Origin of the sequence: Meiothermus cerbereus DSM 11376 (genome assembly GCF_000620065.1) — a bacterium.
Lineage (GTDB): Bacteria > Deinococcota > Deinococci > Deinococcales > Thermaceae > Meiothermus > Meiothermus cerbereus.
This window is the reverse complement of sequence record NZ_JHVI01000015.1, coordinates 55,791-81,044: the sequence shown is the minus strand read 5'-3', so window position 1 is coordinate 81,044 and position 25,254 is coordinate 55,791. Positions and strand designations below refer to the sequence as shown.

Below are 25,254 nucleotides of genomic sequence, written 5' to 3'. Positions count from 1 at the left end.
GTACTCCGTGAACAGCCGTGTCTGGATCCTGCTGGGGATTTTTTACCTGATGCTGGTGTTGTTTGCAGCGCGGCTATGGCAGCTCCAGGTGGTGCAGTACGAGCAGTACGCCACCCGCAGCCAAGGCAACTACCTGCGCACCGAGACCACCCTAGCCCCCCGGGGGAGGATATTTGACCGCAACGGCCGGGTAATCGCAACCAACCGGCTGGCAGTAGATTTGCTTTATATGGGGGGCGAGGTGCAGTTCAAGGATCGGCTTCTGGCCCTGACCGGACTCAAAGCCCTACCCGAGGCAGGGCGTGAGCCAGTGGAACTGATGGTCAACATCCCCGAAGCCCTTGTCCCCACCCTGGCCGAGCTGGCTGCCGGCGAACCCAACCTGAAGCTTCTCGAGCGCATCGAACGCGTCTATCCCAATCCAATCGCGGGGCCGGTTATCGGTTATACGGCCCTGCCCAGCCAGGAGCAGCTCAAAGAAGGCTACGAGCCAGAGGAGCTGGTGGGCGCTTCGGGCCTCGAGGCCGCCCTGGAACCTCAGCTCAGGGGTGTCAAGGGGGTGGTGCTGGCTGAGGTAAATGCCAGAGGCCAGCGGGTGCGCTTTGAGGAAATCAAAGAACCTCAGGCTGGTACCGACGTCTACCTCACCCTGGATCTGAACTTGCAACAGGCCGCCGAGCAGGCCTTGCAGGAGGCCGTAGCCGACATTAATCGCATCCGTCAGCGCTATGGTCTTCCTCTGGTCAGCCGGGCCAAGGGTGCCATCGTGGCGCTGGATCCGCGCAGTGGCGAGGTTTTAGCCATGGCTACAGCGCCCGCCTTCGACCCCAACTTGTTTGGCCGCAGGCCCCGTCCCAACGATAAAATCCGCGAGCTTTTCGCCGACAAGGACCGCCCTACCCTGAACCGCGCCGTCAACGCCTATCCGCCCGGCTCCACCTACAAGCTGGCCAGCTCGAGCATGGCTTTAGAAAGCGGCTATATAACAGCCAACACTGCGTTCCGCTGCAGCCCCTACATCGTTTTTGGTGGCATACGGCGCAACTGGGCTAAGGTGGACATGGGCATGATGACCGTCAAGGAAGCCATCGCGCAAAGCTGCAACACCTGGTACTACCAGGTCGCCATGCTCGATCCAATCGGCATGGTAAATAAGCTGCACAAGCGGGCCCTCGAGCTCGGGCTGGGGCGGCCTACAGGCCTGGAAATCGGCGAACAAACCGGGATTGTGCCCACCCTGCAGTGGAAGAAGCAAAACATCCCCAAAGACCCCCGCTGGTGGCCGGGCGAGACCCTCTCGATCATGATTGGGCAGGGGTACAACAAGGCCACGCCGGTACAGATTGCCCGAATGCTGGCCACCATCGCCCAGAACGGTCAGCAGCCCGAGCTGCATCTGGTTCGCCGAATTGGCAACCAGCAGATCAAGCGGCCCACCACCTTGGTGAGCGGCCGCTATTGGCGCGAGTTGCAAGAAGGCATGCGAAAAACCGTAACCTGGGGTACTGCCCGGCACGTGCTGGGTGATTTTCCGGTAGCCACCGCGGGTAAGACCGGAACGGCCCAGAACGAAAGCCTCACCCCAGGCCTCGAGCACGCCTGGTACATGGGCTACGGGCCGACAGACCCCACCGACCCACGCCCCCCTTTAGTGGTAGTGGCTTTCTTTGAAAACGGCGGTGAGGGCAGCGGTGTGGCCCTTCCGGCAGCTAAAAAGGTTATGGCCGCGTATTGGAAAGTCGGGCAGCCTTTGGCGTTGCGCTAAGGCCCAGCCGCTCGAGCACCAAAGCAGCAACCCGCTCCCCTCCCATCGCTACCGCTGGCACCGACTGGCCTGGAAAGACGGTCTCCCCTACCCGCCAGAGATTGGAAAAGGGCGTTTTGGGGCTGGGGGTGCGCAAGGGGTGTACCTGAGGGTATCCCCCCACCCAACCTTCCTGCCGACGGGTATAGAAATGATAGGTTCGTGGGGTGGCGCCCAGTATCAGAACTGCCGACTCCCTAAAACCCGGTATCAGCCGCTCTACCTGACCCACAAGCCGTTGTTGCCAGGCCCGTTTCTGGGCCTGGTATTCCTCTTTAGAAAGCCCCTGCCAGTCGGTCAGGCGGGTATGCGCCGAGGCCGACAGCACCCTCAAACCTGGTGGGCTTCGCAAAGTATCGCCCTGATCCGAAAGGCTCAGGAATACCCACTCACCCTCGCCTGCCCACTGCCGGTAGGGTGCACCAGGTGGAACTGCCGCCTGAGGAATAGCCGCATGCAGCATAAAAGCCCCCCAGCCATCGGCAGGTGGGGCTGGCTTTTTACCCCCCGGAACCAGGGCAGCCAGGTCGCCTGGGGTCAGGTTGGCTATAAAAATGTCGGCCTCGAACGTCTCGCGCTCCCCCCGCCGCCGCCCCCCCAGCATCACCTCCACCGCTTCCACCCGTCCGTCTCTGACCCTTAACTGATCCACCCGGTGGCGGTAAAGCACCCGGCCCCCGTGCTGAACTACAGCCTGGGTCAGGGTTTCTGCGATAGCCCCCATCCCGCCCAGCGGCATGGCCGGGCCCCGATGAGGCAGGTCCAGGGCTGCAGCACCAAAGAGGGCATAGGTACGCCTAGCATCAGCTTGAGCCGCAATCAGAAGCTGGGCGTCTAAAAAACGCCGGAATCCAGGGTGGCGGGGTGCGTGCTCGGCGGTACGCCGTACCAGGTCAGCCAGAATACCCGGCAGGCCCGCCCAGTTTTTCATAGCCCAAGGAAGCCCTTTTTGCAGCAAACGCCAGAGCTCCTGCCCATCGGCTGGTGGAAAAGGCAGGCCCTGGGCCAGCTGCCAGAGGGCCAGGGCCCGCCTGGCCTGCCAGACCCAGAAGCCCCGCACGCTGCTACCGAACGCCTCGAGCTGGGCCTCGATCTCATGGGTTCGGCCCACCGGACGGGGCACCATCCGACCATCGGGCAGCCAGACCTCCATCAGGGACTCGCCAGCAAACAGCCTGCGCACGGGAAAACGCACCCCCAGCAGGCCCTCCAAGCGGGTAAACACCCCATCCTGGTCAAAACCTGCCAGTAGGGTGGCCCCCGCATCGAAACGAAAACCCTGGTGCCAGAAGGTACCCGCCGAGCCACCGGGATAGGTGTGGTGCTCAAGCACGGTGACCTCGAGGCCAGCCCTGGCCAGCAGAGCCGCCGCGGTTAGCCCCCCCACCCCCGCACCAATAACCACAACTCTCATGAAATCCTACGGAAGCCCCTTCCCCTACTTTTTCAGCTCGCGCACATAGGCCAGCACCGTGTCGGCATCGCGAAAGGGGTTAACGTTGCGCCATATGCGTTCAATACGGCCTTTGGGGTTGACCAGAATGGTGTCGCGGTTGTAGAAGCCCAAAAAGCCCCCCACCTTGAACAGCCGGGCCAGGGTGCCGTCCTTGTCGGGCAGCATGGCGCCCTTGAGGGCCATCTGCTCGATAAAAGCGCATTGCTCGGAGGCAGGGTCGGCGCTTACGCCAAAAATTTCGACCCCAAGCCTGTCGAACTCGCCGGAAAGCTCTGCATAGCGCTTGCCCTGGGCGGTGCAGCCGGGCGAGCTGGCCTTGGGATAAAACCAAAACAGCAGATACCTTCCCTCCTTAGCTATGGCCGCCAGGTCTACGGGCCTGCCATAGGAATCTTGTACCTTGGGCAAGGCCACCGGGTCGCCAGGAGCCAGCGCCAGCACCGGGGCCAGTAACAGGATCATCCACCACAAGCGCCGCATGACTAAAGTTTGATGGCAAAGTTCACCATCGGCTGTAGGCCAGGCTTCATCTTGAAGCGGCCTCGAGCTGCCCAAGGGCTTTCACCTTCGACTCCAGGTACTCCAGCACCACCTGGGCATCGCGGAAGGGGTTGACGTTGCGCCAGACCTGCTCGACCTTGCCCTGGGGGTTAATCAGGATAGTATCGCGGTTATACAAACCCAGCAGTGCGCCCAATCCTAAAAAGCCGCCAACCCCCAACGCGCGCCCCAACAGACCCGATGGATCGGGAATCATGCCGCCCTCGAGGGCCAGCTTATCGATAAAATCACACTGGGCCGAGGCAGGGTCCCGGCTCACCCCGAACACCTCCGCACCAAGCTGCTGGAAAGCATTGCGCAGCTCGGCGTACTGCCTGGCCTGGGCCGTACAACCGGGCGAGCTGGCCTTAGGGTAAAACCACAGCACAATGTAGCGCCCCTGCCGTACCAGCTCAGCCAGGTCTATGGTTCGGCCCAGCGCGTCTTGTACCTGAATCAGCGGAGCGGGGTCGCCGGGTTTGAGTTTCATGCTTTTAGCATGAAGGTTTTACGCTAGCCTGGCCGTAAGGCAGCACAACATTGGGCTCGAGGGTCCGCTAATGGCTTTGTACAGGACGATCCCCTTCAGGACAGACCGTTAGCGCCCAGCAAAAGGGATGCGGGTAGCCTGGCCATCAAAAGACCCTAGTGGGCCGAGCGGCTCATACCGGATTCAAAAAGATACTCTTCAAACAAAAAACATCAAGGGGCTATCTTTTTGAATCCTAGAGCACTCCCTTCGGTCGGGTTAGTTCGTCACCGTTCGGTGACGAACTAACCGAATCTGGTATCGTTGGTGCTTCGGTTTTGCTGCGCAGGGTGTTGTGCCAGATGGCAATGCCACGCAATGGGGCGTATACCTCGAGGCTAGGCAGGGCCTGGCCATCCAGCTTGATGCGGTGAATTTTGCTGCCGCCTCGGCGGATAGCGTAGATGGTATCGCCCAGCACCACCATATCCACCTGGCTGTTGGGGTCTTCGCCCTCGGCCACGGGCAGCGGCAGCGAGAGCAGTACCTCGCCCTCGAGAGAAAGTTTGCGAATTTTCTGGCTGTCCACATCGTAGATCAAAAGCTCTTCCTGAGGGGTCAGGCCCAGCCCCCCCAGCAGCCGCAGCTCTTGCGACTCCCGGCTCTTGCGGAAGGCATAGCGTGAAACATACTGGCCTTTGTGGTCGAGGCGCTGCACCTGGCGGTTGCCGTAATCGAGCACAAAGATATAGTTCTGGCTGGCCAGCAGTACCCTCGGCGACTCAAAGGTTCCCCGGCCCGGCCCGGCTCCACCAAAACGGGTTACGGGGTTGCCCGCAAGGTCAAAGCGGGTGATGGTGCAGGCCTCACCGTCCAGCACCAGCAGGCCATTTGGCAAAGCCGCCAACGAGACCGGGTACAAGAGCTCGCCCAGCTTCATGCCGTAAGGTGCAATCGAGTGGGTAATCTCGCCTTCGGCATCAAAGCGGTGCACCAGGCGCACTGCCCCACCGCCATACTCAAATAAGCTGATCCAAAAGCCCCCGTCCCTGTCAACAGCCAGCGCCAGCGGGGGGGATGGGAACATACCCCGTCCACTGCCCACCCCGCTCCACATCCGCATTAAGGTGCCGCTCAGGTCCATCAGCCGCAGGGTGCCCTTTTTGGTCTCGACCGCCAGGGCCAGGTAGGAAGGCGCGGTGAGGCCCGGGTCTTCTTCCCACTTACCGCGCAACACCTCCAGCACCGTTTCTAAACCTGGGCGCTTTTCCGGGTCTTTCTCCAGCATCCGGTAAATCAGGTCGGAGAGCACCTGGGGAATCTCGGGGTTGACCTGCTTGGGAGGGGCAGGCATCTGGGTAATCTGCTGGTGGATGACCGCCTCATAGGCGCCCTGGAAAGGGGGCTGTCCGCACAGGGCCTCATAGAACACCACCCCAAAGCTGTAGATGTCCGATTTGTGGTCGATGCGCTGGCCCTTGGCCTGTTCTGGGCTCATGTAGACCGGGGTTCCAATGCGGGCGCCGGTGATGGTCAGGCGGGTCAGCACCTTGCCGGCGGCAATGCCAAAGTCCATCAGGCGCACCCCACGTGGGTCTACACTGCCGTCCTCGCGCAGCGCATTTTTAAGCACCATGATGTTTCCGGGCTTGATGTCACGGTGAATGATGCCCTGGGCGTGGATGTGCTGCAGGGCCTCGGCCACTCGACTCATTATCTGCACTATGCTCTTGATGGACAGGCGCTTGCTTTCGATAAGCCGGTCAAGTCCCTCGCCATCGAGAAACTCCATCGCGATGTAGTGGGTATCGCCCTGGTTGCCATGGTCGTACACCTTGACGATACCGGGGTGATCGAGGTGGGCCAGCAGCTCGGCCTCACGGTGGAAACGCCGCACAAAGCGCGGGTCGCCAACGTATTTTTCCTGGGGGATTTTTAGGGCTATGAGGCGTCCGTCTTTTTTGCTACGGCCCTTGTAAACGGTAGCCATGCCCCCAATGCCAACTTTTTCCTGGATTTCGTACAGGGCCTCGAGGCCCGTAACGCTGTTCGAGGCCGAAACTTTTGGGTTGTTTTTGCCTTTGGCAGTTTGGGGGGTCGGTTTAGGGCGAGGCTTGAAGGCCACGCGGGTAGTCCTGGGAACCCAAATAGCCCCCAGCCCCAACAAAAAAGCAGCAGCCAGCAGCCAGGGTTCGGCCCCCAACACCACCAGGCCCCCCAGCATGAGGGCCAGCAAGGCCAGCATAGGCCAGCTACGCCCTAAGCGCAGGATCAGGGCCGTGGAAATAGCAACCAACAATAAAGCCAGCAGGTAACTCATCTGAACCTCGCTGCTACAACCGTGATGTTGTCGGTGCCGCCCCGCACCAAGGCCTTTGCCACCCAGCTCTCGAGGGCCGATTGAAGGTCGCCGCCAATACTCCATTCCTCCGGGGGCACCAGCCCATACAGGCCATCGGTGGCCAGCACCAGCACTTCGCCGGGCGCAAAACTTACCGAGATGATGTCGTGCTTAACATCGGAGAGCCCCAGGGCCTGGGTAAGCATGTGCTTCCAGGGATGATCTTCGGCCTGTTCTGCGCTTAGCACGCCCTGGCGTACCTGCTGGGCCACCCAGGAGTGATCCTGGGTCAAAAGCGTCCATCGGCCCGATGAGTATCGGTAGGCGCGGGTATCACCCACATGTCCGATTACGGCTTGTCGGTTCCACTCGGTGAGTATTACCGCAGTCAGCGTGGTGCCCATGCCTTTACGCGAGGGCACCCGCTCCCCTTCCTGTAAAATGCGCCGTTGGGAGAGCTTAAAGGCCTTATCCATGACCAGGTTGAGCCCCACGCCCGGGCGGCCTGTTGCGGCGTGCTCGGCATAAGATTTGACTGCCGAGCTAACCCCTTCAATAGCCAGCTTGCTGGCCAGCTCACCCGCCTCGGCCCCCCCCATACCATCGGCCACAGCCAGCAGTACCAGGTTTCCGGCTGGGGTCGGATGCACTGCTACACGGTGAAAGTCCTCGTTGTTCCGACGACGCCGGCCAATGTTGGATTCTGTGGCAATTTCGAGCCGTGCCAATCGCATGACACCTTATAATACCGTCTGAATGAAAGCAGGCCTGGTTGAATTACTTGAGTTATATGAGTACAAGGTAGATGACCTTGTGGCAGGCAACGAACCCAAAGGGGGAATGGCCGGCCTCACCCGTTTGCGCCAAATTTTGATTCAGTCCAACCTGCCGGGTCCTTTGGCCAAGAAGTTTCGGGACATTGATGGGCGCTTCAAGGCCCACCGCCCGGGGTACAAAACCACCGTGGACGAAAGCAGCGCCCCTGACCTAAGCGCAATTGTGATTGAAGATGAGCAGGCCTCGTTTAGCCCTGAGCGGGAAGCCCTGGGCAAACTGGCCGAGGCGGTGTACTGGAGCCGTCTCGACCGCGACCTGCTTCGCACGGCGAAAGTTCTCAACCAGGGTAAGCGCGATGAGCTGCGCATGGCCTTTGCCATTCTGCAAAACCTCGAGGCCTATTCCAAAAGCCCCCATTTTTCGCAGGACTATAACCTTTCGCGCTTCACGCTTGCCCATCCCATTCCCAGCGTTTCAGACCCCAGGGTTCACCTCGACAACCTCACCATCGCCAAAAACCTGCTATTAGAGCTGTTTCGTGAGGCTTTTGCCCTCTCCCCCAAACTCAAGCTCCCACCCGAAGAAATCGTGCCTTATATAAGGCGGTTTGCCCGGCGGATACTCGAAAGCGAGGGCTCGCTACGAACCAGCTCGCGCGGGCCTAGCCTCGAGGCCCTGCACCGGGCACTCGAGGAAGCCCGACGGCAAAACCTTAGCCTAGGCGAGATTCGGGCCTTAGAAGAACGCCTGCAAAATGCCGCCGCCGAAGAACGGCGCATGTCGCTGGTCATTGAAGAAGACCGGGCGCGATTCTCGGCTGCCATTGAGCGCCTTACCAGCCTGCTCACCCGCTACCTACCCAGTCCGATGGGCGAAGCCGGCTGGCCGCAAATACCTCAGAAAATCCTGGGAAGCCAGAACCCCGAATACGCCCTCGAGGCCATTCCACGCGAGGCCAAAGCGCTTACCCTGCGCCTGATGCCCCAGCGCTTCTATTTCTGGAATCACGAGGTAGGTATTTCGCAGGCAGGAAAAGTCTTTGGCATAAGCGTAGCCGAACAGGAGCGGATTATCGAGGAAGAGGCGGCCTTCAGTCTGACCCTGCCCGACGCCGAGCTGCATGTTATTCGCTACAAAGATTATCTGCACCTGCGTATCGGGCCACGCGAAGCGGCCAGCCTGGCCAGTCTTCTGGCCGAAGGTCGGGTGCTCGCTTATCTGATGTGGCCGGAAAATCACTTTGCCTACCTGCGCTTGCTGCGGGCCCTTTCGGCGCGTCTGAAGGGCGAGATCAACTACGGCCAGTTTGGCCCGGAGTCGGCCAGCAAGTACAGCGAGGCTCCGGTAGACAATCTCCAGGACTTTGCCCGCAAGGGCCTCGAGGTGGTCAGGGGCCGCATCGAACGAAACCCCCAGTGGACAGCCCGCCTGGCCGAAATTGCGCGAATGCTGGGGCTTGAGGGCTATGCCCAGGTACTGCACCTCGAGCTCTCCGAATGGCTCGGGTTTAACCCACCCTCCCGCGACACTTTAGGGGGCGATGTGGGCTCGACCACGGTCGGTGATAGCCCCAGTACCATTAAAGCGGGCAGTGCGGTTCTTTCGCTGCGCTATCAGGACGACAGCGTCTACGTTTCGGCCACCGGTCTGATACCCCGTAAACTACAAGACCTCCTGGTCTGGCTGGTACCCGAAGGCGGGCTGGTGCTGGCTCGAGAAGGCGCGCGGGTGGCCCACAGGCTGGTCAGCATACACCCCCTGGAGGCAAAACTTTGAGGTGTACACGGGGTTTTTGCCCTTTTTACCTGGCGGCAAGCCAGAATACTGGCTTCGGCATGGCCCATATTTCCAGCCCCGGTGGCCCGTGATGCTCATACTGCCTTATCTAAACCTGGTCTAACTTTACCACCGACCATTGACTCATTATGATAGGTCAACCTATGTGGAGCGCATTAAAACATCAAGCATTCCGATGGCTGTTTTTCTCTACACTGGTTTCCCTTATCGGAAGCAAAATTCACCGCGTAGCCCTGCTATTTGTGGCCTACCAGGAGACCCAGAATGCCGTCTGGGTATCGCTCATACTGGGGGCCCAGTTTCTGGCCAAAGCAGTGTTAGGGCCGCTGCTGGGACCGCTGGCCGACCGCTACGACCGCAAAACCCTGATGGTTATCTCCAACCTGGTTCGGGCCTTTCTGGTCGCCTGCATTCCCCTGTTTGCCATGGGCTCGATGCCCCTGCTCATGGTGCTGGCCTTCCTGATGGCGGTCTTTGAGTCCATTTACTACTCCGCCAGCAACAGCGCCATACCCGATTTGGTGTCCAAGTCGGAGCTGGATAGCGCAAACAGCCTCATCACCTTTGTGGATCGCTTTGCCGATGTGAGCTTTGTGGCCCTGGCAGGCGTGCTGGTGGCCGGTGTGGGACCTGCACCCGCTTTTTGGATTGATGTGGTCTCGTACCTTATAGCCGCCGCATTTCTGGTTTTTTTGCCTACGCTGCCGGGCAAGGCCGGTAAAGGCAACTATTTCGCGGCAGTGGCCGAGGGGCTGCGTCCGCTGTGGCAAAACCCGGTTCTGCGCCGAACCGTCGGCACCCTGGCTTTAGCCGCAGCTTTCGGCTCGGTGGAAGCGGCGCTGGGCATCGTTTATGCCATAGGGGCCCTGAAGATCGGGGTGCAGGGCTTTGGGGTGCTCGAGGCCCTCATGGCGGCAGGTGCCGTTTTGGGCGCGCTCATCACCCCCTTCCTCATCGGTCGTTTGTCGCGTGAAACCGTGTTCTTGATGGGCCTGGGCATCTGGGGACTATTTCTGGCCTCTACCGGACTATTTCCATTCCCGCTTTGGGCCGGCATTGCCATGGTTGCAATGGGCTTGCTAAACAGCATGTTTATCGTTCCGGCCCGCTCCATTGTCCAGACCGCCGCCCCGCCCGAACTGCGCGGACGCATCCTGGCAGCCTTCGGGAGCACCATGCAAAGTGCAGTTCTCATCGGCACTTTTTTAGCAGGTGTACTCGAGCCCCGCCTGGGGGTACTGGCCGTCCTGATTCTGAGCGGAACAGCCGTTTCTCTGGCAGTTCTGGTGGTTTATGTGCGGGGGGGCATTCCCACTCCCTTGAGCGAAACCAAGGCCAGCTAATGGTGCAGAAGGTTTCTAGGTGCAATAATGTATTGTCGTTTTGGAGGCACGAATGAACATTCAAAAAATCATGAAAGAGGCCCAGAAGGCCCAAAAAAAAGCAGCGGAGGTGCAAGAGCGCCTGGGTCAGATGCTGGTCATCGGTAGCGCTGGCGGGGGGCTGGTAGAGGTCACCTCGAATGGACATGGGCAGATTCAGGCCATTAAGCTCAAGCCCGATGCAGTGGACAAAGACGACCTCGAGGCCCTCGAGGATCTCATTTTGGTAGCCATTCAGGACGCCCAGCGTAAAGCCCACGACCTCTCCGAGAAGGAGATGAGCCGGGAGCTGGGCGGCATCGGCAACATGCTGGGGGGCATGTTCTAAAGCCGATAGCTTGCAGCGAGTGCTACAAGCTATCACTGACTGGCCCGCTTATGCGCTACCCTGAGCGTCTACTCAAACTGGTGCGGGCCCTGGCTGGTTTACCAGGGGTTGGCCCTAAGAGCGCACAAAAGCTTGGGCTTTTCCTGGTGCAGAATCCCGATATAGCCTCGGAACTGCTGGGCAGCCTGCAGGCCGCGCAAGCCCTGCACCCCTGCCCGGTGTGCGGCAACCTGGCCGAAGAGGAGCTATGTCCCATCTGCGCCGACCCAGAGCGCGACCGAAGCGTCATCTGTGTGGTCGAGACCATCTCGGATCTGATGGCTATCGAACGCAGCGGTGAGTACAGCGGCCTTTACCATGTGCTGGGCGGCGCGCTAAACCCACTGGAAGGCATCGGGCCAGAGCAGCTCAACCTGGAAAAGCTGTTCTCCCGCCTGGAGGGCATCGGCGAAGTAATCCTGGCAACCGGGATGACCGTAGAGGGCGAGGCCACAGCAGGTTTTTTGGCCGAACGGCTAAACCAGATGCATATTCGCTCGACCCGCCTGGCCTATGGCTTACCGGTGGGGGGTAGCCTCGAGTACGCCGATGAGGTTACCCTGGCCAGGGCGCTGGAAAACCGCCGGGGCTACCAGTGATGGGAAACAGACCTGGCTGGCCTCACGTAACGGTGTGGTGTGCAATTGCCCAGGTCTTTGGCAGAGGCTATGCTAGGCTAAATCCCGTATGATCTGGAACGATTGCGAGGGCCTGGCATGAAAATGCTCGAGACCCTGGTACCACTTGGTGCGCGCCAGGCTGTTCTGGCCAGTCAGGATGGACTGGTTATCGAAAGCATTGGCAAGGATACGCCCGCACCCGAGCTGCTCGCCGCCGAGCTGGCAAGCCTGGCCAGAGCCAGCCGTACCCTGGCCAAAAGCCTAGGCGGGGAGCTCAGGCGCTTCACCATCGCCACCGAGCAGCGTGAAGTGCTGGTGGTGGTTTTCAGCGGTTACTGTCTGGGCGCTGTGGTCGAGAAGGGCACCGACCGAAAAAGTATCGGCCTCGAGCTTCTGCGTCTGGCTATGCGTTTGGCACAGACCATTTAGGAGTGATTCTATGGTTCAAGAAGTTCTTGGCGAACTGCAAGCAACCAAAGGGGTGGTGGCCTCAGCGCTAATGGCCGAGGACGGCTTTGTGGTGGAAAGCATGCGTACCGAGCAGGCTCCGGACATAGATTTTTTTGGCGGCGCAGCTTCCACAGCGCTGGCGTCTGCACGGGCTTTATCGCAGGAGCTAAAGCGCGGCGAGGTGGAAGAAGTCATGGTAGAGTACCCCGAGGGACCAGTTTTGCTGGTTCCGCTCGAGGGTGGATACCTGCTGGTGGTGCTGATGGACTCCATGCAAAGCCTGGGTCGGGTGCGCTTCCAGCTGAAAAAAAGTGTTCCACGCCTCAAGGAGGCTTTATCGTGAGTGAAGTTTCACAGGTGCCCGAGCTGCGCGTAGACATTGACCGCGAAACCGCCCTTGGCAAGTACGCCAACTTTGCCATTTTCTCGCATCAAAAAAACGAGTTCTACCTCGACTTTGCCCTAATGCAACCCAGCGGGCAACCCAATCAGGTGGTGGCTGTCGTCACCAGCAGGATTATCACCAGCCCACAGCACGCCAAAGCGCTGCTGCGTAGCCTGGCTGAAAACATTCAGCGCTACGAAGAAACCTACGGGGTTATCCCCGAAGCCATGGACACTTCCAAGGCCTAGACAATATTAAGCCGCTCAAAACCTGATTTCTTTGTCCTGCACAGCACAGTTGCCTCCCGGATGGGAGGCAACGTCTTTGAAGGGTGCGATAGGGCAGCCTTCCGAGGGCGTGGTGCAATCAAAAGAAATGTCTTTGATTTGTTCTTTTTGCTGGGGCCCCCACCTGAAGCTGTGTCAGGAACTGCCCTTGCATCTGGCCGGCTTTGACCTGCCCTAAACAGAAAGCTTCAGGTGGGGTTCATATCACAAATACCGCTTGAACCATTCCAGGTAGGCATTAAGCCTGGCAATGCGGCGGTCGGGACGACCCGAGCGGCTGAGTTCGTGCCCTTCTTCGGGAACCCTGAAAAACCGGCTGGGCACGCCCTTTTGCAACAGAACGGTGTACCAGGTTTCGCCCTGGTCTATGGGGCAGCGGTGGTCTTGCTCGGAGTGCACCACCAGGGTGGGGGTTTGCACCTGATGGGCCAGCGAAAGCGGGCTTTTTTGCCAGAGCAGCTCGGGGTTTTCCCAGGGCCTAGAACCCAGCTCTAGGAAGGTAAAGCGCGGGCCAATGTCGGAAGCACCATAAAAGCTTGTCCAGTTACAGATGCTTCGGTCGGTTACAGCCGCCTTGAAGCGGTCTGGGTGGCGGGCGGTAAGCCAGTTGGTCATGTAGCCCCCGTATGAACCCCCTGCCACCGCCACCCGGCTCGGATCCAGGGGAAAGCGGGTCAGCACCTCATCCAAAAAGCCCAGCAGGTCTTTCTCGTCAATGTCCCCCCAGCGCTGCCCCAGGTCGGTGAAGTCCTGCCCGTAGCCTGTTGAACCCCGCGGGTTACAGAAGGCCACAGCAAAGCCTGCATCCCGAAACAATTGCAGCTGAAGCATCGGGGCATTGCCAAAAGCAGTGTGTGGCCCGCCATGGATGTACAGAATTACCGGGTGGGGGCCTTCGCCCTCTGGAAGCAGTACCCAGCCCTGCACGGTATGGCCTTCGGGGGCCTGGTGGCGTACCTCCTGTGGGGTGGGTAGCTCGGGCAATATCCCGGCGTTGGGGTCATACAGCACCTCTTCACCACGGGCCAGGCAAGCCCCGCGGGTAAAGTTTTCCGAAAGGGTGTAGAGCTCGTTGTTGCAGAAGACAAAGCCCAGGGTGCTGGATTCTGCCGAGCTAACAAGCTGGGCCTGCCCCTCGAGCGTAACCGCCAGCAGGCGGGCCGAGCCCTCGAGGGTAACCACCACATATACCCGACCATCGGGCCCCAGCTTGGGGGTTTGGGAGCCAGCGCCGATGCGCATATCCGAGTTCACCGAATTCAGAAAGGAACCTTCGGCCAACAGCCGGATGGCCCCGTTCCGCCCTCGGTAATAAAGCCTGGACTGTGTACCCCCGCCCCGCTCCCAGGCGTGCGCCAGGTAGACCAGGCCGCCATCCGGGGTAGGCTCGAGGCCGCCCACAGGCCCCACCCCGCCAAATAGCTCCTCCACCCGACCATCCAGACCCACCTGGTAGGCCCGCTGGACCCAGGCCCAGCGCTCCTGCGGTGTGGCTGAAGCAGTAAAGAAGAGCCCGTCGCCCGGTGTGTTCCAGGCCACCTCTTCGATGTCTTGCGAAAACTTGACCAGGGGTCTGGCTTCTTTGTCTTCCCAGAGCCAGATTTCCCTGGGCTGATCGGGCAACAAGCCCCTGGCATCAAACTTTACCGGCCAGGTCTGGTAGGTGCGGGGCTCATCTGGCCTGGGCGGCTCGTAATCACCCCGGGTCAATAGGGCAATGCGGCTTCCATCAGGGCTCACCTTGTAGCCTTCGACCCCCGACTTGAACTGGGTGAGCTGCTCGGCCTCGCCGCCCGCCAGGGGCAAGCGAAAGAGTTGGCTGGCTTTATCTACCTTGCGGGTGAAGTAAATGTAATTACCGCGCCAGAAGGGTGCTTTAGCCTCGCCTTGGGTTAGGAAGCGCAACCCTCCGTCCCAAGTAGCCAGGCGCGAACGGTAGCGGGGAGGCTCCTTCTCGGGCCGCTCGATATCGGTGTAGATAAATAGCGGCTTACCAGCTGGGCCTTCAGTCAGATCGGACAGGAAACGAAGTTGATACAACAGGTCGGTGTTCACCCCTATACTTTACCTGACCGCCGGGTCAGCAGGGGAAGCCGGTGAGGCATGGGGGCGAGGGGTACTTCCCTACTCAGTGTTGTTGCAAGGTAAGGGTATAGGTATACGAGCGGCTCTGGCCTGGGGCCAGGGTAAAGCGAATGCGGTAGCCTTCTGGGGTGCGCTCGAGGCCCTCCCCTTCCAGGGTAAAGGGCTGGGGCATTACCTCCTGGATTTCGACTTCCACCGGATAGGACTTGGGGTTGCGTACACGGGTGGTCACGCGGAAGAGGTTGCGGGCCTGTTGCTCCACCTGCCGGGTAGCCCGGCCCTCGGGGTCGGGGCCCAGCATCAAGATCACGTTGTTACCTTTGGTAGTATCGCCGGTGCCAGCCTGCCCTACAAACACCCCCTGCTCACGGATGCTGACCACCCCGGCGGCTAGGTTTTCCGGAGCAGCAAAGCGAAAGCCCCGCACAAAAGCAAGCTCGCGTTCCGTGCTAAAGCCGGTCTGCAAGCGCCAGAGGTAGGCCGGTTGTACACGGGTACGAATAAAGGGCAGTTCGGTAAGGCCGGGCTCGAGCGTCACCTCTCCCGGTAAGCGGTAGCGGTAGGTGCCCCCTGCCTCCCCCACGAACTCCGCCTCAGATACGTCCGCTGCGGCAGGCGCTTTCTGTAGCATCCGGGTTTCGGGGCGCAAAGCCGGTACTTCAAAGCCCCCTTCCAGCAAAGGCACGCTCCCGGCCACCAGTTCGGTGCGGCCCAGGCGCAAAGGTCGGCCCAGCCCATTGGTCAGGGTGGCCCAGCCGATTAGCTCGCCATCCTCCAGCGTGTAGCGCAGGCTCCAGGACAGACCTCGAGTCAGATAAGCCAGGGTACCCGCACCACCCCCCTGGTAACGGAAGACCACCTTAGGGCCAGGCACAGAAGAAAATCCGCTGGGGTCGGGGTAGGCCACCGTTCCCGGAAGCCCCACCAGATAGCGGCCCTCATACAGGTATAGATTGCGCTCGGCACTCACCAGCGTGGCCTTGCGCCACTGGCCCTCCCAGTAAAACTGCACCTCCTTGCCCACATAGGCCGTGAGGGGGTTCTGCGGGGCCGCTACCTGCACCCGGCGCGATTGTTCGGTCACCCCAATCAGGCGCAGGGTGCCGGGCACCAGGCTCTGAAACAAGGCCTCGCCCGGCTCCCAGACCCATTCGTTTAGCGGCAGGGTCTGGGGTTGTCTGAGCTCAGCAAAACCCCGATAAATGACCGCCTCTTGAGCCTCTACTACCCCCAAAAGCAGCGCTATCCATAACAAAATTAGCTTTGGCATATGTTCAGTAAATCACCTTGTCTGCCAAGCAGGGTGAGAGGGCGCTGATGAAGCCTTGAAGGTGGGCGCGCCCGCCCAAAAAGCTTGGGCATCTGCGCCAAACAAAAAAGCGCCTCCCGGGAGGCGCTTTTTGAATAAAGGCAGGCTAGCTCAAGCCACGGATGTCGTCGCGGATGCAGGCCTTGAAGTGTCCAGGGGCCACTTCTTTTAGTTCGGGCACGGTATGGGCGCACTCGGCTATGGCATAGCGGCAGCGGGTGCGGAAGACACAGCCCGAAGGCGGGTTGATGGGGCTGGGAATGTCCCCTTGCAGCACAATGCGCTCCCGCTTGATGGTGGGGTCTGGGGTGGGAATGGCCGACAACAAAGCCTCGGTGTAGGGGTGGCGCGGTCTCAGGTAGAGGTCGCGCGAAGGGGCCAGCTCCATCACCTTGCCCAGGTACATCACCGCGACGCGGTCGGAGATGTACTCCACTACTGCCAAGTCGTGGGCAATAAACAGTATGGTCAGACCCAGCTGTTCTTTAAGGTCTTGCAGCAGGTTGACCACCTGGGCCTGAATCGAAACGTCCAGGGCCGAGACCGGCTCGTCGGCTACGATAAACTCGGGGCGTACCGCCAGCGCCCGTGCAATGCCAATGCGCTGACGCTGACCGCCGGAAAACTCGTGGGGATAGCGGCGCACATGACCCGGGTTCAGGCCCACCAGCTCAAGCAACTCTGCCACCCGTTCGTAGCGGGCCTGGGCCGAGCCCTCCAGGTTGTGAATGACCAGCGGCTCACCAATGATGTCGCCCACCGTCATACGGGGGTTGAGCGAGGCGAAGGGATCCTGGAAGATAATCTGCATCCTGCGCCGGTAGGCCCGAAGCTGGTTCTTAGGTATATGGGTGATGTCCTCACCGTCAAAGCGAATGGTGCCGTCGGTGGGCTCAATCAGGCGCAGGATGGTGCGGCCCACGGTGGTCTTGCCCGAACCGGACTCCCCCACCAAACCCAGTACTTCACCTTTCTTGACAAAAAAGCTGACATCGTTAACTGCTTTTACGTTGGCGACAACTCGAGAGAGGATTCCCCCACGGATGGGGAACCACTTTTTGAGGTTGGTAACCTCTACCAGGTTGGCGGTCGTGGTTTCGGCAACAGATGCACTCATGCTTCCACCGCCTCTCCTTTTTGAATTTCGGCCCAGCGTACACAGCGCACCATATGGCCATTACCGGCATCTTGCAAGGCCGGGATGTCCTGATCACACAACCCCGGCTTGAAGAATTTACAGCGGGGGTGGAAGGCGCAGCCCGGGGGCAGATTAAGCGGGTTGGGTACGTTGCCCGGAATAGCTTCCAGGCGTTGCTGGTGCGTAGCAGCCAGGTCGAGCCGGGGCACGGAGTTCAAAAGCCCCATGGTGTAGGGGTGCAGGGGCTTTTTGAAGGTGGGCACCACATCGGCCTCTTCAACCGCCCGCCCTGCGTACATCACCACCACCCGGTCGGCCATCTCGGCCACCACGCCCAGGTTGTGGGTGATGAACAAAATGCTCATGCCAATCTCTTCACGAAGCTTGTTCATGAGTTCCAGAATTTGCGCCTGGATGGTCACATCTAGGGCCGTGGTGGGCTCGTCGGCAATTAGCAGCGAGGGGTTGCAGGACAGCGCCATAGCAATCATCACCCGCTGACGCATACCCCCCGACATCTGATGGGGGTAGTTGGCCAGACGCTTTTTGGGCTCGGGTATGCCCACCAGGTCGAGCATCTCAGCGGCTTGCTCGAGGGCTTCCTTCTTACTTTTACCCTGGTGCAGCACAATCGCTTCGGCAATCTGATCACCCACGGTGTAGACCGGGTTGAGGCTGGTCATGGGCTCCTGGAAAATCATGGCGATGTCGTTGCCACGAATCTTGCGCATGGTGGCTTCGTCTTCTTTAGCCAGGTCGCGCACCTTGCCATCCTTGCCCCGAAACAGCATCTGCCCTGCCACGATTTTGCCCGGCGGGTTTGGAATCAGGCGCATCATAGCCAGGCTCGTAACCGACTTGCCCGAGCCCGACTCCCCTACCACCGCCAGGGTTTCGCCTTTGTCAATGTGGAACGACACCCCATCGACGGCTTTGACCACGCCATCGTCGGTAAAGAAGTGAACCTTGAGATCTTTTACATCCACCAGCCGTTTCTCGTCCATTCCTACTCCTAAGCACTGCAACAGCAGATTGCGACATTATATCGCCAACTGGGTCTGGCCCACCCGAGTACCCTGCTTCTCGATGTGCCCACCTGGGGCACTACGCTTTTGGTGGTTTCGCTTCAAGGGTGCAGCAAACCCAGCCTGGCCCCCAGGCTACACTTTAGTGCGCGGGTCGAGGGCATCGCGCAAGCCGTCACCCATGAAGTTATAGGCCAAAACTGCCAGCAGAATAAACACCCCCGGGATCAGGAGCCAGGGACGCTCGGTAAATGCCGTAATGCCAGTAGCCTGGGCCTTGGAGAGCATCAACCCCCAGGAGGTAGCGGGCTCCTGGATGCCCAGGCCCAGGAAGGAAAGGCCCGACTCGCCCAGGATGAACCCGGGAATAGCCAGCGTGACGGCGACAATCAGGTAGGTATAGGTTCCCGGCAGCACATGGCGAATGATGATGCGGGCATCGCCGGCCCCCAAAGCCTGCGCGGCCTGGGCAAACTCCATCTCGCGCAGTTGCAGCACCTGGCTGCGAATAATACGGGCCAGACCGCCCCAGTTCACAAAGGAAAGAATCGTTACCACCAGTACGAAACGCACCGCGGGTGGCACTTCCATAGGTATCAGCACCGAGAGAATAATCAGCAAAAAGAGGTCGGGGATGGCCGCCAGCACCTCAACCGTACGCATGATGATGGTGTCGAGGTCGAGCTCAATGCGCGGCCACAGCAGAATGTAGCCGATGGCCCCCAGCAACGCTGCGCCAATCAGGCCCGCCACAATGGCCTCGAGGCCGCGGCTGCTTTGCAAAAAGCCCCATACCGTGATCCAGAGCAGCCAGGCAATGCCAATCCAGGCCGAAAGCCAGAGCAAAGCCCGCACCAGATGGCTGCGCCAGACCAGGCTGTATAACAGCAGGCCCAGCACCACCAGGCCCAGCACCAGGCCCAGCCCCCCCAGGGCCAGGGTGCTCACCCGCTGTAGGTCAGGTCGGATGTAGCGCTCGTACCCCTGAAACATGCCCCACAACAAGGCCGCCACCAGGGCCAAGCCCAGAAAGGCCAGCAGGTGATCCGACCATCGGCTGCTACGCACAAAGGCCCAGAAGCGTGGGTTCAAAACCCCGATGCTGAAGGTGACCGGCCGGCCCGCGTAGAAACCAGAGATACTGCCCATGAAGATGCCTATTACCAGGGCCAAAGCCACCGCAAAAATACCGATGGTCAGGCTGATGCGCCCCCCGAACCAGATACGGCCCCAGATGTCGCGGCCAAAGTCGTCGGTTCCCCACAAAAAGAGCTTGGCCTTATCCTCCAGCAGCCACGGTCCACCCATCAAGCGCAGGTCGGCAGGGATCAGCCCCAGGAAGCGGTAGTGCTCGCCCTGTACAAAAAAGTAGATGGGATAGCGGCCTTTCTCGCAATCAGTAATGACCTCGACTTTGAAGGTCTCGAGGTTCCTGCGTCGCTCGGAGGCGCACACATAGGGGCGGGTCAGGCGCCCGTTTTCGTCGCGCCAGAAAATCTGGGTGGGCGAGGCAAAGGAGAAATCGCGGAAGCTTTTCTCTTCCGGATAAGGAGCCAGGAAGTCGGCGAATAAGGCCCCCAGATAAAACACCAGCAGAACTGCGGCGCCCAAGCGGGCCAGCGGATGCCGCTTGAAGCGAATCCAGGCCTGCTGGAAAAAGCTTCGGTTGGCCGGGGGGGTGGACGTCATTTGCGCTCTTCGTAGCATGTCATACCCCCTAGCTGTAGCGGATGCGCGGGTCTACCCAGGCCAGCAGTAGATCCGAAACCACATTACCGATCATCAGCAGCACCGTGGTGATGGTGATCAGGCCCATAATCACGTAGATGTCGATGGCCGAGATAGCCTCCAGCAGAGCGGGCGTAATGCCCGGCCAGGCCATGGTAACCTCCACCAGCCCAGCACCCCCAATCAGAGCCGGCAGCAACCCTCCGATTCCAGCGATAAAGGGAATCACCGCATTGCGCAGGGCGTGCTTGTAGATCACCACCCGCTCATTCAGGCCCTTTGCGCGCGCCGTGCGAATGTAGTCCTGCGAGAGCACATCCAGCATCTGGCCCCGCATGACCCGCATTAAGCCGGCCAGGCCCGAAGTGCCCACCACGATGACCACCGGGAAGGCGTGCCACAAGACGTTGGTAATCCTGGCCCAGAGGGGCGATTCGGTGTAGGGCAGCCGCTCGGGTAGACCAGGGCCTTGCAACAAAGGGAAAAGCATGAGCAATGTGCTCACGCCAAACATCACCAGCCCCACCCAGACACCAAAGCTTACGGGCTGGCCGTGGTTGCTCTTCCACCAAAAGAGGCCTGCGTACACCAGAGTTCCCAGTAACGCCACCGGGAAGAGCAGCCCTGCGGCGCGGGTCAAGTTACCCAGGTGGATAAACTCGGTGGTCATGCCGCCGATGGGTAGGATGCGCATGTTGGTCAAGTCGTTGAGCCAGACCGCCAAAAACAGCATGATTAGACCAAAGAAGAAGTTCGGGATAGCCAGACCTAAAAAGGCCAGCACCGTGAAGGTGCGGTCGGGCCAGGTGTACTTGCGGATGGCCGAGTACACCCCAATGGGAATGGCAATCAAGTAGATCATCAAGGTAGCCAGCACCACCAGAACCATGGAGTTCAGGATGCGCTGGCCGATCACGTTCCACACGTCGGTTTTATAGGAGAGCGAGAGGCCCAGGTAACCCTGCAGGATGCCCGAGAGCCACTTGGCGTACTGCACCGGCAGGGGCTGGTCCAGGCCCAGTTGCTGGCGCAGGTTGGCAATGGACTCGCGATCCTGGGTGGGGTCGAGCTCGAGCCGGGTTACAAAATCCCCTGGCGCAAGCTGAATCACCAGAAAAGCCAGCAAGGTCGCCCCAAAGAAGGTGGGGACGAGCTGGAGTAGCCTTCGTACAACGTAAGCGAACATAGAACCTCAGCATGAAGGCAAGGGGTGGAGGGCCACCCCTTGCCCCAGAAGGCGTTTACTCCTTGGCAAAAACGGTCTCGATGTAGGGGAACTGACCAACGATGGAGTTGATCTGTTCTTTGGGGAACATACCACCCAGGCGGGTCAGCCGGGCCGGGTTGTAGGCCGGAGCCACCGTGTAGATGAGCGGGAGGTTCTCGGCCACCACCTTCTGGAACTGCACGTAGATCTGACGGCGCTGGGCCTGGTCGAGGGTGGTAGCCCCGCGCTTCATCAGGGTGTCGATGAGCACCTCGAAGGCTTCCACTTTGGCCGGGTTCTTGCCTCCCACGCCCTGGTTCCAGGCGTGCAGAGAGCCGTTGAGCTCCCAAACGTTGCGGCTGAAGGCAGGCTCAATACCGCCGGTCAGGCCGATCAGGATGGCATCGAACTCACGGGTGCCATCGGCGGCGGGGCTGGTGAGCTGACGCACCAGCTCGTTGAAGTCGATGGGGCGGTACTCCACCTTCACACCCACCTTACGGGCTTCGTCGCGGAAGATCTGGGCGATGCGCTCGCGCACGTTGTTGCCCTGGTTGGTTACCAGGTTGAACTCCAGCACCTTGCCCTCGGCATTCACCAGCCAGCCATCGCGGTTCTTGCTGCGGAAGCCCAGCTCGGCCAGGAGCTGTAGGGCCCGCTGCGGGTTGAACTCAAACTTGGCCACATCGTCGGTGAAGAAGGCCTTGTTGGGGATGGAGATGGGGCTCCACTGGGGCTGGCCCAGGCCGCCCAGGGCCACCTCAATCATGGACTTCTTGTCCATCAGGTGGGCCATGGCCCGGCGGAACTTGACCTGACGGAAGAGGTTTTCTTTGAAGGGATCCTTGTGGTTCCAGTTGAACACGATGAAGTTGGTGCCCAGGGTTACGTCCACGTTGGGGAAGATCTCGGCCCGCAGACGGTTGGCCCGGATGCGCTCCAGCACCTGGGCCACCTGGTCGGCGTTGGCCGCCGAGAAGGTATCGGCCTCCCCGGCCAGGAACCGCGCGAGCTGGGCGTTCAGGTCGGGCACGATCTGCACGGTGTAGCGCTCGAGGTAGGCCACCGGGTTGTTGCGCTCATCCACGCCCCAGTAGTTGGGGTTGCGCACCAGAACCACCCGCTCGCCCTTGACATAGCTATCCAGCTTGAAGGGACCACCCGAAACCACCTGGGCCGGGGGGGTGTCCAGGTTCCACAGGGCCTGGAGTTGCTGCACTCCAGCGCGATAGGCAGGGCCAAAAATGTGCTCGGGCACGATATACCAGCCCTGGATCAGGGCCGGTGCGTAGGGCTTGGGAAAGTCGGCCCGCACGGTGAACTGGTCTACTTTAGTCCACTTGATGGGCTGACCATCCAGGATGAAGCTGCTGCGGGAGTTGGAGTTAACCCGCTGGTCAGCATGGACGGTGGCGCTGAAAATTACGTCGTCGGCATCAATGGCCTGTCCATCCGACCATTTAGCCCCTTCGCGCAGCTTGAAAATAACGGTCAAGCCGTTGTTGCGCACCTCCCACGACTTCGCCAGACGTCCTTCGGGGGCCTGGGTATAGGGGTCGTAGGTGGTCAGATAAGGCAAAAATAGCGCGATGATGTCGGTGGACGAGGTTTCGCGGGCCACAAAGGGGTTCCAGGTGCGGGGGTCGGAGATGGAGGTAACCCGATACGCACCACCGGCACGGCCTGGCTCAGTGCCCTTGAACACCTTGGGCTGGGCCATAGCCAGTCCAGCCAGGGCAAGCATTCCTAAGACCAACAGTTTCTTCATTCTTAGCCTCCTACTATAGTTTGGACAGTTCACCACCCTCGCTCTTTTGTAAAAAAAGCATCAGAGCCAGATGGACTTGGTACAAAGCTATAAAGCCATCAAGCGGCTGTCAAGGCCTGGAGGTGTAAATGCAGTCGAAATTACATCCACCGAACGGTGGATAAGGCTTAGTCGCAGCGCTTTTGATGTGAGTCAAATAGCGTCCAGAACAATATAATCGGCCCTGGGCAGCGGGCTTGGGATTTAGGGGTTGCCAGCTTTGGGCGGGCAGGCTTCCGCAGATTAAGCTGCGACATTCCACTGGCAAAGCAACTTTATTGCCGGGCCGGCAAGCACACAAAACCGCAGGGAAAGGCGGGTTTTAGCGCCTTATCAAGCACGGTTTCGCGTGACCAGCACAACGGTTTTGGGAAACGCCAGGCCTGCGAGCGCCCGGTACAGAGGCCTCGAGGCTCAAAGCAAGGCCTTCACCAAGCGGCGTTTATCGAGGGAAGAAGCGGAACGAGAAGGCCAGCACCACAAAGAGTATGCCCAGCACTACGGTAATACGGTACAGGCCACCGGTAACCCCACGGGTGCTGAAAAGATCGGTCGAACCACCAAACATATCGCCTGCGCCCTGTTTGGGTTCCTGGGAAAGCACCAGATAGACCAGGAACCCGGCCACGGCGATGTAGAAGAAAATTAGGACGTTTTGCAAGAACTCCACGTAAGGCCTCCACTGCGCTTGGGATTGGTTGGTGCCGGGAATGGGACTCGAACCCACACGGCTGTTAACCGTCCGATTTTGAGTCGGGTGCGTCTACCAATTCCGCCATCCCGGCACGCCCGCACATTTCTGGCATACCTGCCAGCAAGACTAAACTATAGTGCCTTTTGCGCGGTTGCGCAAGCCAATCACACCCAAAAACCCGGCCAAAGCCACTGCCCAGTCTCCAAAGCGCACGTAGGGGGTCTGGTACTGCAGCAGGCCAAAAGCCCCCACCAAGTAGGTGGCTTGCCGCTGCGGTATGCGGGCCGTAACCCGTCCGTAGGGGTCGATGATGGCCGTTACGCCATCGTTGCCAGCGCGCAGCAGCCAGCGCCCGGTTTCCACCGCCCGCAGACGGCCCATCTGAAAGTGTTGCAAGCCCCCAAAGCTGGGGCCATACCAGGCATCGTTGGAGCCGAGTTGCAACACCTCGGCGCCGTTTAGAACAAGCCTGCGGGCTACCGCCGGGAAGACCGACTCATAGCAAATAAACGCGCCGTACCGGCCCAGGGGGGTGTACCCCGTGCCGGGGGTGCGGCTAACCAGGTCGCCGTTGAAGCCAAAGGCGCGGAAAAAGAAGCGGTATACGGGGCGCAAGACCTCGGCCCAGGGAAAGTTTTCGCCGAAGGGAACCAGCCGGTTTTTGTCGTAGTAATGGGTAATCTGGCCCCCATACACCCGCACCGCACGATTGGTCAGGCCGGTCTCGAGGCCGCTAATAAGCTCCCGGCTCCCGAGCAAGGCCACTAGTTCGGGCGAGAAGCCAGAAACTGCGGTTTCGGGCCAGACCACCACGGTTGTATCGGGGTGGGCCTGCAATCCCTGGCGGGTAAGTTGCAGGTAGGTTTCTTCGGCCGAGGCACCCTCGAGCTTCCGCAAAGGGTTGATGTTGCCCTGCACCAAAAGGGCTTTCTGGCTTCCCTGTGCAGAAGGAAGCGGCATAACCCACAGCCCCAGCCAAAACAGGCCCAGTCCAAACAGGCCCAAAGCCGGAAGTGAAAAAACCACCGGGTCTTTCCGCAAGCGCTGCCAGGCCGCATACACACAGAGCGCCACCCCCATCACCACCAGCGAAAGCAGGTAAACCCCGCCCAGGCTGGCCAGCAGCCGCCCAGGGGCATCCACCAGAGCATAGCCCACAAAACCCCAGGGAAAGGCAATTTCGCCCAGGGAGGTGAGGTATTCCTGCACCACCCACAACCCAGCCCTGGCCAGCGGCCTGCCCCGGGTCAGGCCAAACACGACCCCCCAGATGGCCGCCTTGATCAAGACCAGCGGCAGGTAGGGCACCGCCCCCCAGGGCGTTTCAAAAAGCACCACAAAGCTAAGGGGTAGCCAGACCAGGTGCATCGCCCAGAAGCCCATTCCGGCCAGCATTCCAAAGCGGAAGCCCCCCCTGGTCAAAAGCCAGACCAGAGGCAATGGGGCCAGAAAGCCCAGCGGGCTGGGGGGTTGAGTAAGCGCTAGGGCCGCACCTAAAAGCAGCGGAAACCAGGTCTGCACCACCCAATCATACGCGGCAGGGCCTTGAGTAAACGAGATTACGGCGAGTGGCCCAGCACCAGCGC

The 25,254-nt window shown here is 60.2% G+C and carries 22 protein-coding genes and 1 tRNA gene; 8 read left to right on the top strand and 15 right to left on the bottom strand.

Annotated elements, in window-relative coordinates:
• Positions 1–7 precede the first annotated feature (7 nt).
• Positions 8–1,765 carry a penicillin-binding transpeptidase domain-containing protein gene (locus Q355_RS0107180; protein ID WP_027877173.1) on the top strand — a complete coding sequence of 586 codons (1,758 nt, stop codon included), beginning with the start codon at positions 8–10 and terminating at the stop codon, positions 1,763–1,765.
• On the opposite strand, the gene Q355_RS0107175 is transcribed toward Q355_RS0107180, so the two are convergent.
• The 5 genes from Q355_RS0107175 to Q355_RS0107155 all read right to left on the bottom strand — a co-directional run bounded on the left by Q355_RS0107175 (position 1,719) and on the right by Q355_RS0107155 (position 7,344).
• Positions 1,719–3,218 carry a phytoene desaturase family protein gene (locus Q355_RS0107175; RefSeq protein WP_027877172.1) on the bottom strand — a complete coding sequence of 500 codons (1,500 nt, stop codon included), beginning with the start codon at positions 3,216–3,218 and terminating at the stop codon, positions 1,719–1,721. The genes Q355_RS0107180 and Q355_RS0107175 overlap by 47 nt on opposite strands.
• A 24-nt stretch (positions 3,219–3,242) precedes the next feature.
• The gene (locus Q355_RS0107170) at positions 3,243–3,740 is read right to left on the bottom strand and encodes a peroxiredoxin (RefSeq protein WP_027877171.1); all 498 of its coding nucleotides are present in this window, start codon (positions 3,738–3,740) and stop codon (positions 3,243–3,245) included.
• Positions 3,741–3,786: 46 nt separating this feature from the next.
• A complete protein-coding gene (locus Q355_RS15555) occupies positions 3,787–4,290 on the bottom strand; it encodes a peroxiredoxin (protein WP_051529346.1) in 504 nt (167 codons plus the stop codon).
• 235 nt (positions 4,291–4,525) lie between these two features.
• Positions 4,526–6,589 (bottom strand): protein kinase domain-containing protein, encoded by a 2,064-nt coding sequence (locus Q355_RS15550; protein WP_084496077.1) that lies wholly within the window; start codon positions 6,587–6,589, stop codon positions 4,526–4,528.
• On the bottom strand, positions 6,586–7,344 hold the full coding sequence (locus Q355_RS0107155) for a PP2C family protein-serine/threonine phosphatase (RefSeq protein WP_027877170.1): 759 nt from the start codon (positions 7,342–7,344) through the stop codon (positions 6,586–6,588). The genes Q355_RS15550 and Q355_RS0107155 overlap by 4 nt, the downstream gene beginning before the upstream one ends.
• A gap of 22 nt (positions 7,345–7,366) precedes the next feature.
• On the opposite strand from Q355_RS0107155, the gene Q355_RS0107150 reads away from it, so the two are divergent.
• From Q355_RS0107150 to Q355_RS0107120, 7 genes are all read left to right on the top strand, one after another.
• Positions 7,367–9,163, top strand: coding sequence for a hypothetical protein (locus Q355_RS0107150; RefSeq protein ID WP_027877169.1), 1,797 nt, complete (start codon positions 7,367–7,369; stop codon positions 9,161–9,163).
• A 149-nt stretch (positions 9,164–9,312) separates the two neighbouring features.
• Positions 9,313–10,527 carry an MFS transporter gene (locus Q355_RS0107145; RefSeq protein ID WP_342665520.1) on the top strand — a complete coding sequence of 405 codons (1,215 nt, stop codon included), beginning with the start codon at positions 9,313–9,315 and terminating at the stop codon, positions 10,525–10,527.
• Between the two features lie 52 nt (positions 10,528–10,579).
• Positions 10,580–10,894, top strand: a complete 315-nt coding sequence (locus tag Q355_RS0107140) for a YbaB/EbfC family nucleoid-associated protein (RefSeq protein ID WP_027877167.1) — start codon at positions 10,580–10,582, stop codon at positions 10,892–10,894.
• A 50-nt stretch (positions 10,895–10,944) separates the two neighbouring features.
• The gene (recR, locus tag Q355_RS0107135; RefSeq protein WP_027877166.1) at positions 10,945–11,532 is read left to right on the top strand and encodes a recombination mediator RecR; all 588 of its coding nucleotides are present in this window, start codon (positions 10,945–10,947) and stop codon (positions 11,530–11,532) included.
• A gap of 117 nt (positions 11,533–11,649) precedes the next feature.
• A complete protein-coding gene (locus Q355_RS0107130) occupies positions 11,650–11,982 on the top strand; it encodes a roadblock/LC7 domain-containing protein (RefSeq protein WP_027877165.1) in 333 nt (110 codons plus the stop codon).
• A 10-nt stretch (positions 11,983–11,992) separates the two neighbouring features.
• Entirely contained in the window at positions 11,993–12,346 is a 354-nt protein-coding gene (locus Q355_RS0107125) for a roadblock/LC7 domain-containing protein (RefSeq protein WP_027877164.1), read from the top strand.
• Positions 12,347–12,360: 14 nt separating this feature from the next.
• Entirely contained in the window at positions 12,361–12,636 is a 276-nt protein-coding gene (locus Q355_RS0107120; protein WP_027877163.1) for a DUF3467 domain-containing protein, read from the top strand.
• Positions 12,637–12,879: 243 nt separating this feature from the next.
• Here Q355_RS0107120 and Q355_RS0107115 read toward each other — a convergent pair whose 3' ends face one another.
• From Q355_RS0107115 to lnt, 10 genes are all read right to left on the bottom strand, one after another.
• A complete protein-coding gene (locus Q355_RS0107115; protein ID WP_036258929.1) occupies positions 12,880–14,730 on the bottom strand; it encodes a S9 family peptidase in 1,851 nt (616 codons plus the stop codon).
• Positions 14,731–14,803: 73 nt separating this feature from the next.
• Positions 14,804–16,030: a DUF4139 domain-containing protein gene (locus tag Q355_RS0107110; protein WP_027877161.1), complete on the bottom strand. Its 1,227-nt coding sequence runs from the start codon at positions 16,028–16,030 to the stop codon at positions 14,804–14,806.
• Positions 16,031–16,175: 145 nt separating this feature from the next.
• On the bottom strand, positions 16,176–17,186 hold the full coding sequence (locus Q355_RS0107105; protein ID WP_027877160.1) for an ABC transporter ATP-binding protein: 1,011 nt from the start codon (positions 17,184–17,186) through the stop codon (positions 16,176–16,178).
• Positions 17,183–18,211, bottom strand: coding sequence for an ABC transporter ATP-binding protein (locus Q355_RS0107100; RefSeq protein ID WP_027877159.1), 1,029 nt, complete (start codon positions 18,209–18,211; stop codon positions 17,183–17,185). Before Q355_RS0107100 ends, Q355_RS0107105 begins: the two co-directional genes overlap by 4 nt.
• 156 nt (positions 18,212–18,367) lie before the next feature.
• Positions 18,368–19,939, bottom strand: coding sequence for an ABC transporter permease (locus Q355_RS0107095; RefSeq protein ID WP_027877158.1), 1,572 nt, complete (start codon positions 19,937–19,939; stop codon positions 18,368–18,370).
• Positions 19,940–19,949: 10 nt separating this feature from the next.
• A complete protein-coding gene (locus tag Q355_RS0107090; RefSeq protein ID WP_027877157.1) occupies positions 19,950–21,146 on the bottom strand; it encodes an ABC transporter permease in 1,197 nt (398 codons plus the stop codon).
• 55 nt (positions 21,147–21,201) lie between these two features.
• A complete protein-coding gene (locus Q355_RS0107085; protein WP_027877156.1) occupies positions 21,202–22,935 on the bottom strand; it encodes an ABC transporter substrate-binding protein in 1,734 nt (577 codons plus the stop codon).
• A gap of 481 nt (positions 22,936–23,416) precedes the next feature.
• Positions 23,417–23,644 (bottom strand): preprotein translocase subunit SecG, encoded by a 228-nt coding sequence (gene secG, locus Q355_RS0107080; RefSeq protein WP_027877155.1) that lies wholly within the window; start codon positions 23,642–23,644, stop codon positions 23,417–23,419.
• Positions 23,645–23,673: 29 nt separating this feature from the next.
• Positions 23,674–23,759 (bottom strand) — tRNA-Leu (locus tag Q355_RS0107075).
• A 35-nt stretch (positions 23,760–23,794) separates the two neighbouring features.
• Positions 23,795–25,192, bottom strand: coding sequence for an apolipoprotein N-acyltransferase (lnt, locus tag Q355_RS0107070; RefSeq protein ID WP_027877154.1), 1,398 nt, complete (start codon positions 25,190–25,192; stop codon positions 23,795–23,797).
• Positions 25,193–25,254: the final 62 nt, after the last annotated feature.

What these genes read in the sequence shown, in the direction of transcription:
- Q355_RS0107155 (WP_027877170.1), bottom strand. Translation starts at nt 7,344, where the DNA reads ATGCGATTGGCACGGCTCGAAATTGCCACAGAATCCAACATTGGCCGG.
- Q355_RS0107145 (WP_342665520.1), top strand. Translation starts at nt 9,313, where the DNA reads ATGATAGGTCAACCTATGTGGAGCGCATTAAAACATCAAGCATTCCGA.
- Q355_RS0107150 (WP_027877169.1), top strand. Translation starts at nt 7,367, where the DNA reads ATGAAAGCAGGCCTGGTTGAATTACTTGAGTTATATGAGTACAAGGTA.
- Q355_RS0107105 (WP_027877160.1), bottom strand. Translation starts at nt 17,186, where the DNA reads ATGAGTGCATCTGTTGCCGAAACCACGACCGCCAACCTGGTAGAGGTT.
- Q355_RS0107140 (WP_027877167.1), top strand. Translation starts at nt 10,580, where the DNA reads ATGAACATTCAAAAAATCATGAAAGAGGCCCAGAAGGCCCAAAAAAAA.
- Q355_RS0107110 (WP_027877161.1), bottom strand. Translation starts at nt 16,030, where the DNA reads ATGCCAAAGCTAATTTTGTTATGGATAGCGCTGCTTTTGGGGGTAGTA.
- Q355_RS0107100 (WP_027877159.1), bottom strand. Translation starts at nt 18,211, where the DNA reads ATGGACGAGAAACGGCTGGTGGATGTAAAAGATCTCAAGGTTCACTTC.
- Q355_RS0107085 (WP_027877156.1), bottom strand. Translation starts at nt 22,935, where the DNA reads ATGAAGAAACTGTTGGTCTTAGGAATGCTTGCCCTGGCTGGACTGGCT.
- Q355_RS15555 (WP_051529346.1), bottom strand. Translation starts at nt 4,290, where the DNA reads ATGAAACTCAAACCCGGCGACCCCGCTCCGCTGATTCAGGTACAAGAC.
- Q355_RS0107130 (WP_027877165.1), top strand. Translation starts at nt 11,650, where the DNA reads ATGAAAATGCTCGAGACCCTGGTACCACTTGGTGCGCGCCAGGCTGTT.
- Q355_RS0107095 (WP_027877158.1), bottom strand. Translation starts at nt 19,939, where the DNA reads ATGCTACGAAGAGCGCAAATGACGTCCACCCCCCCGGCCAACCGAAGC.
- Q355_RS0107090 (WP_027877157.1), bottom strand. Translation starts at nt 21,146, where the DNA reads ATGTTCGCTTACGTTGTACGAAGGCTACTCCAGCTCGTCCCCACCTTC.
- Q355_RS15550 (WP_084496077.1), bottom strand. Translation starts at nt 6,589, where the DNA reads ATGAGTTACCTGCTGGCTTTATTGTTGGTTGCTATTTCCACGGCCCTG.
- recR (WP_027877166.1), top strand. Translation starts at nt 10,945, where the DNA reads ATGCGCTACCCTGAGCGTCTACTCAAACTGGTGCGGGCCCTGGCTGGT.
- Q355_RS0107170 (WP_027877171.1), bottom strand. Translation starts at nt 3,740, where the DNA reads ATGCGGCGCTTGTGGTGGATGATCCTGTTACTGGCCCCGGTGCTGGCG.
- Q355_RS0107175 (WP_027877172.1), bottom strand. Translation starts at nt 3,218, where the DNA reads ATGAGAGTTGTGGTTATTGGTGCGGGGGTGGGGGGGCTAACCGCGGCG.
- Q355_RS0107125 (WP_027877164.1), top strand. Translation starts at nt 11,993, where the DNA reads ATGGTTCAAGAAGTTCTTGGCGAACTGCAAGCAACCAAAGGGGTGGTG.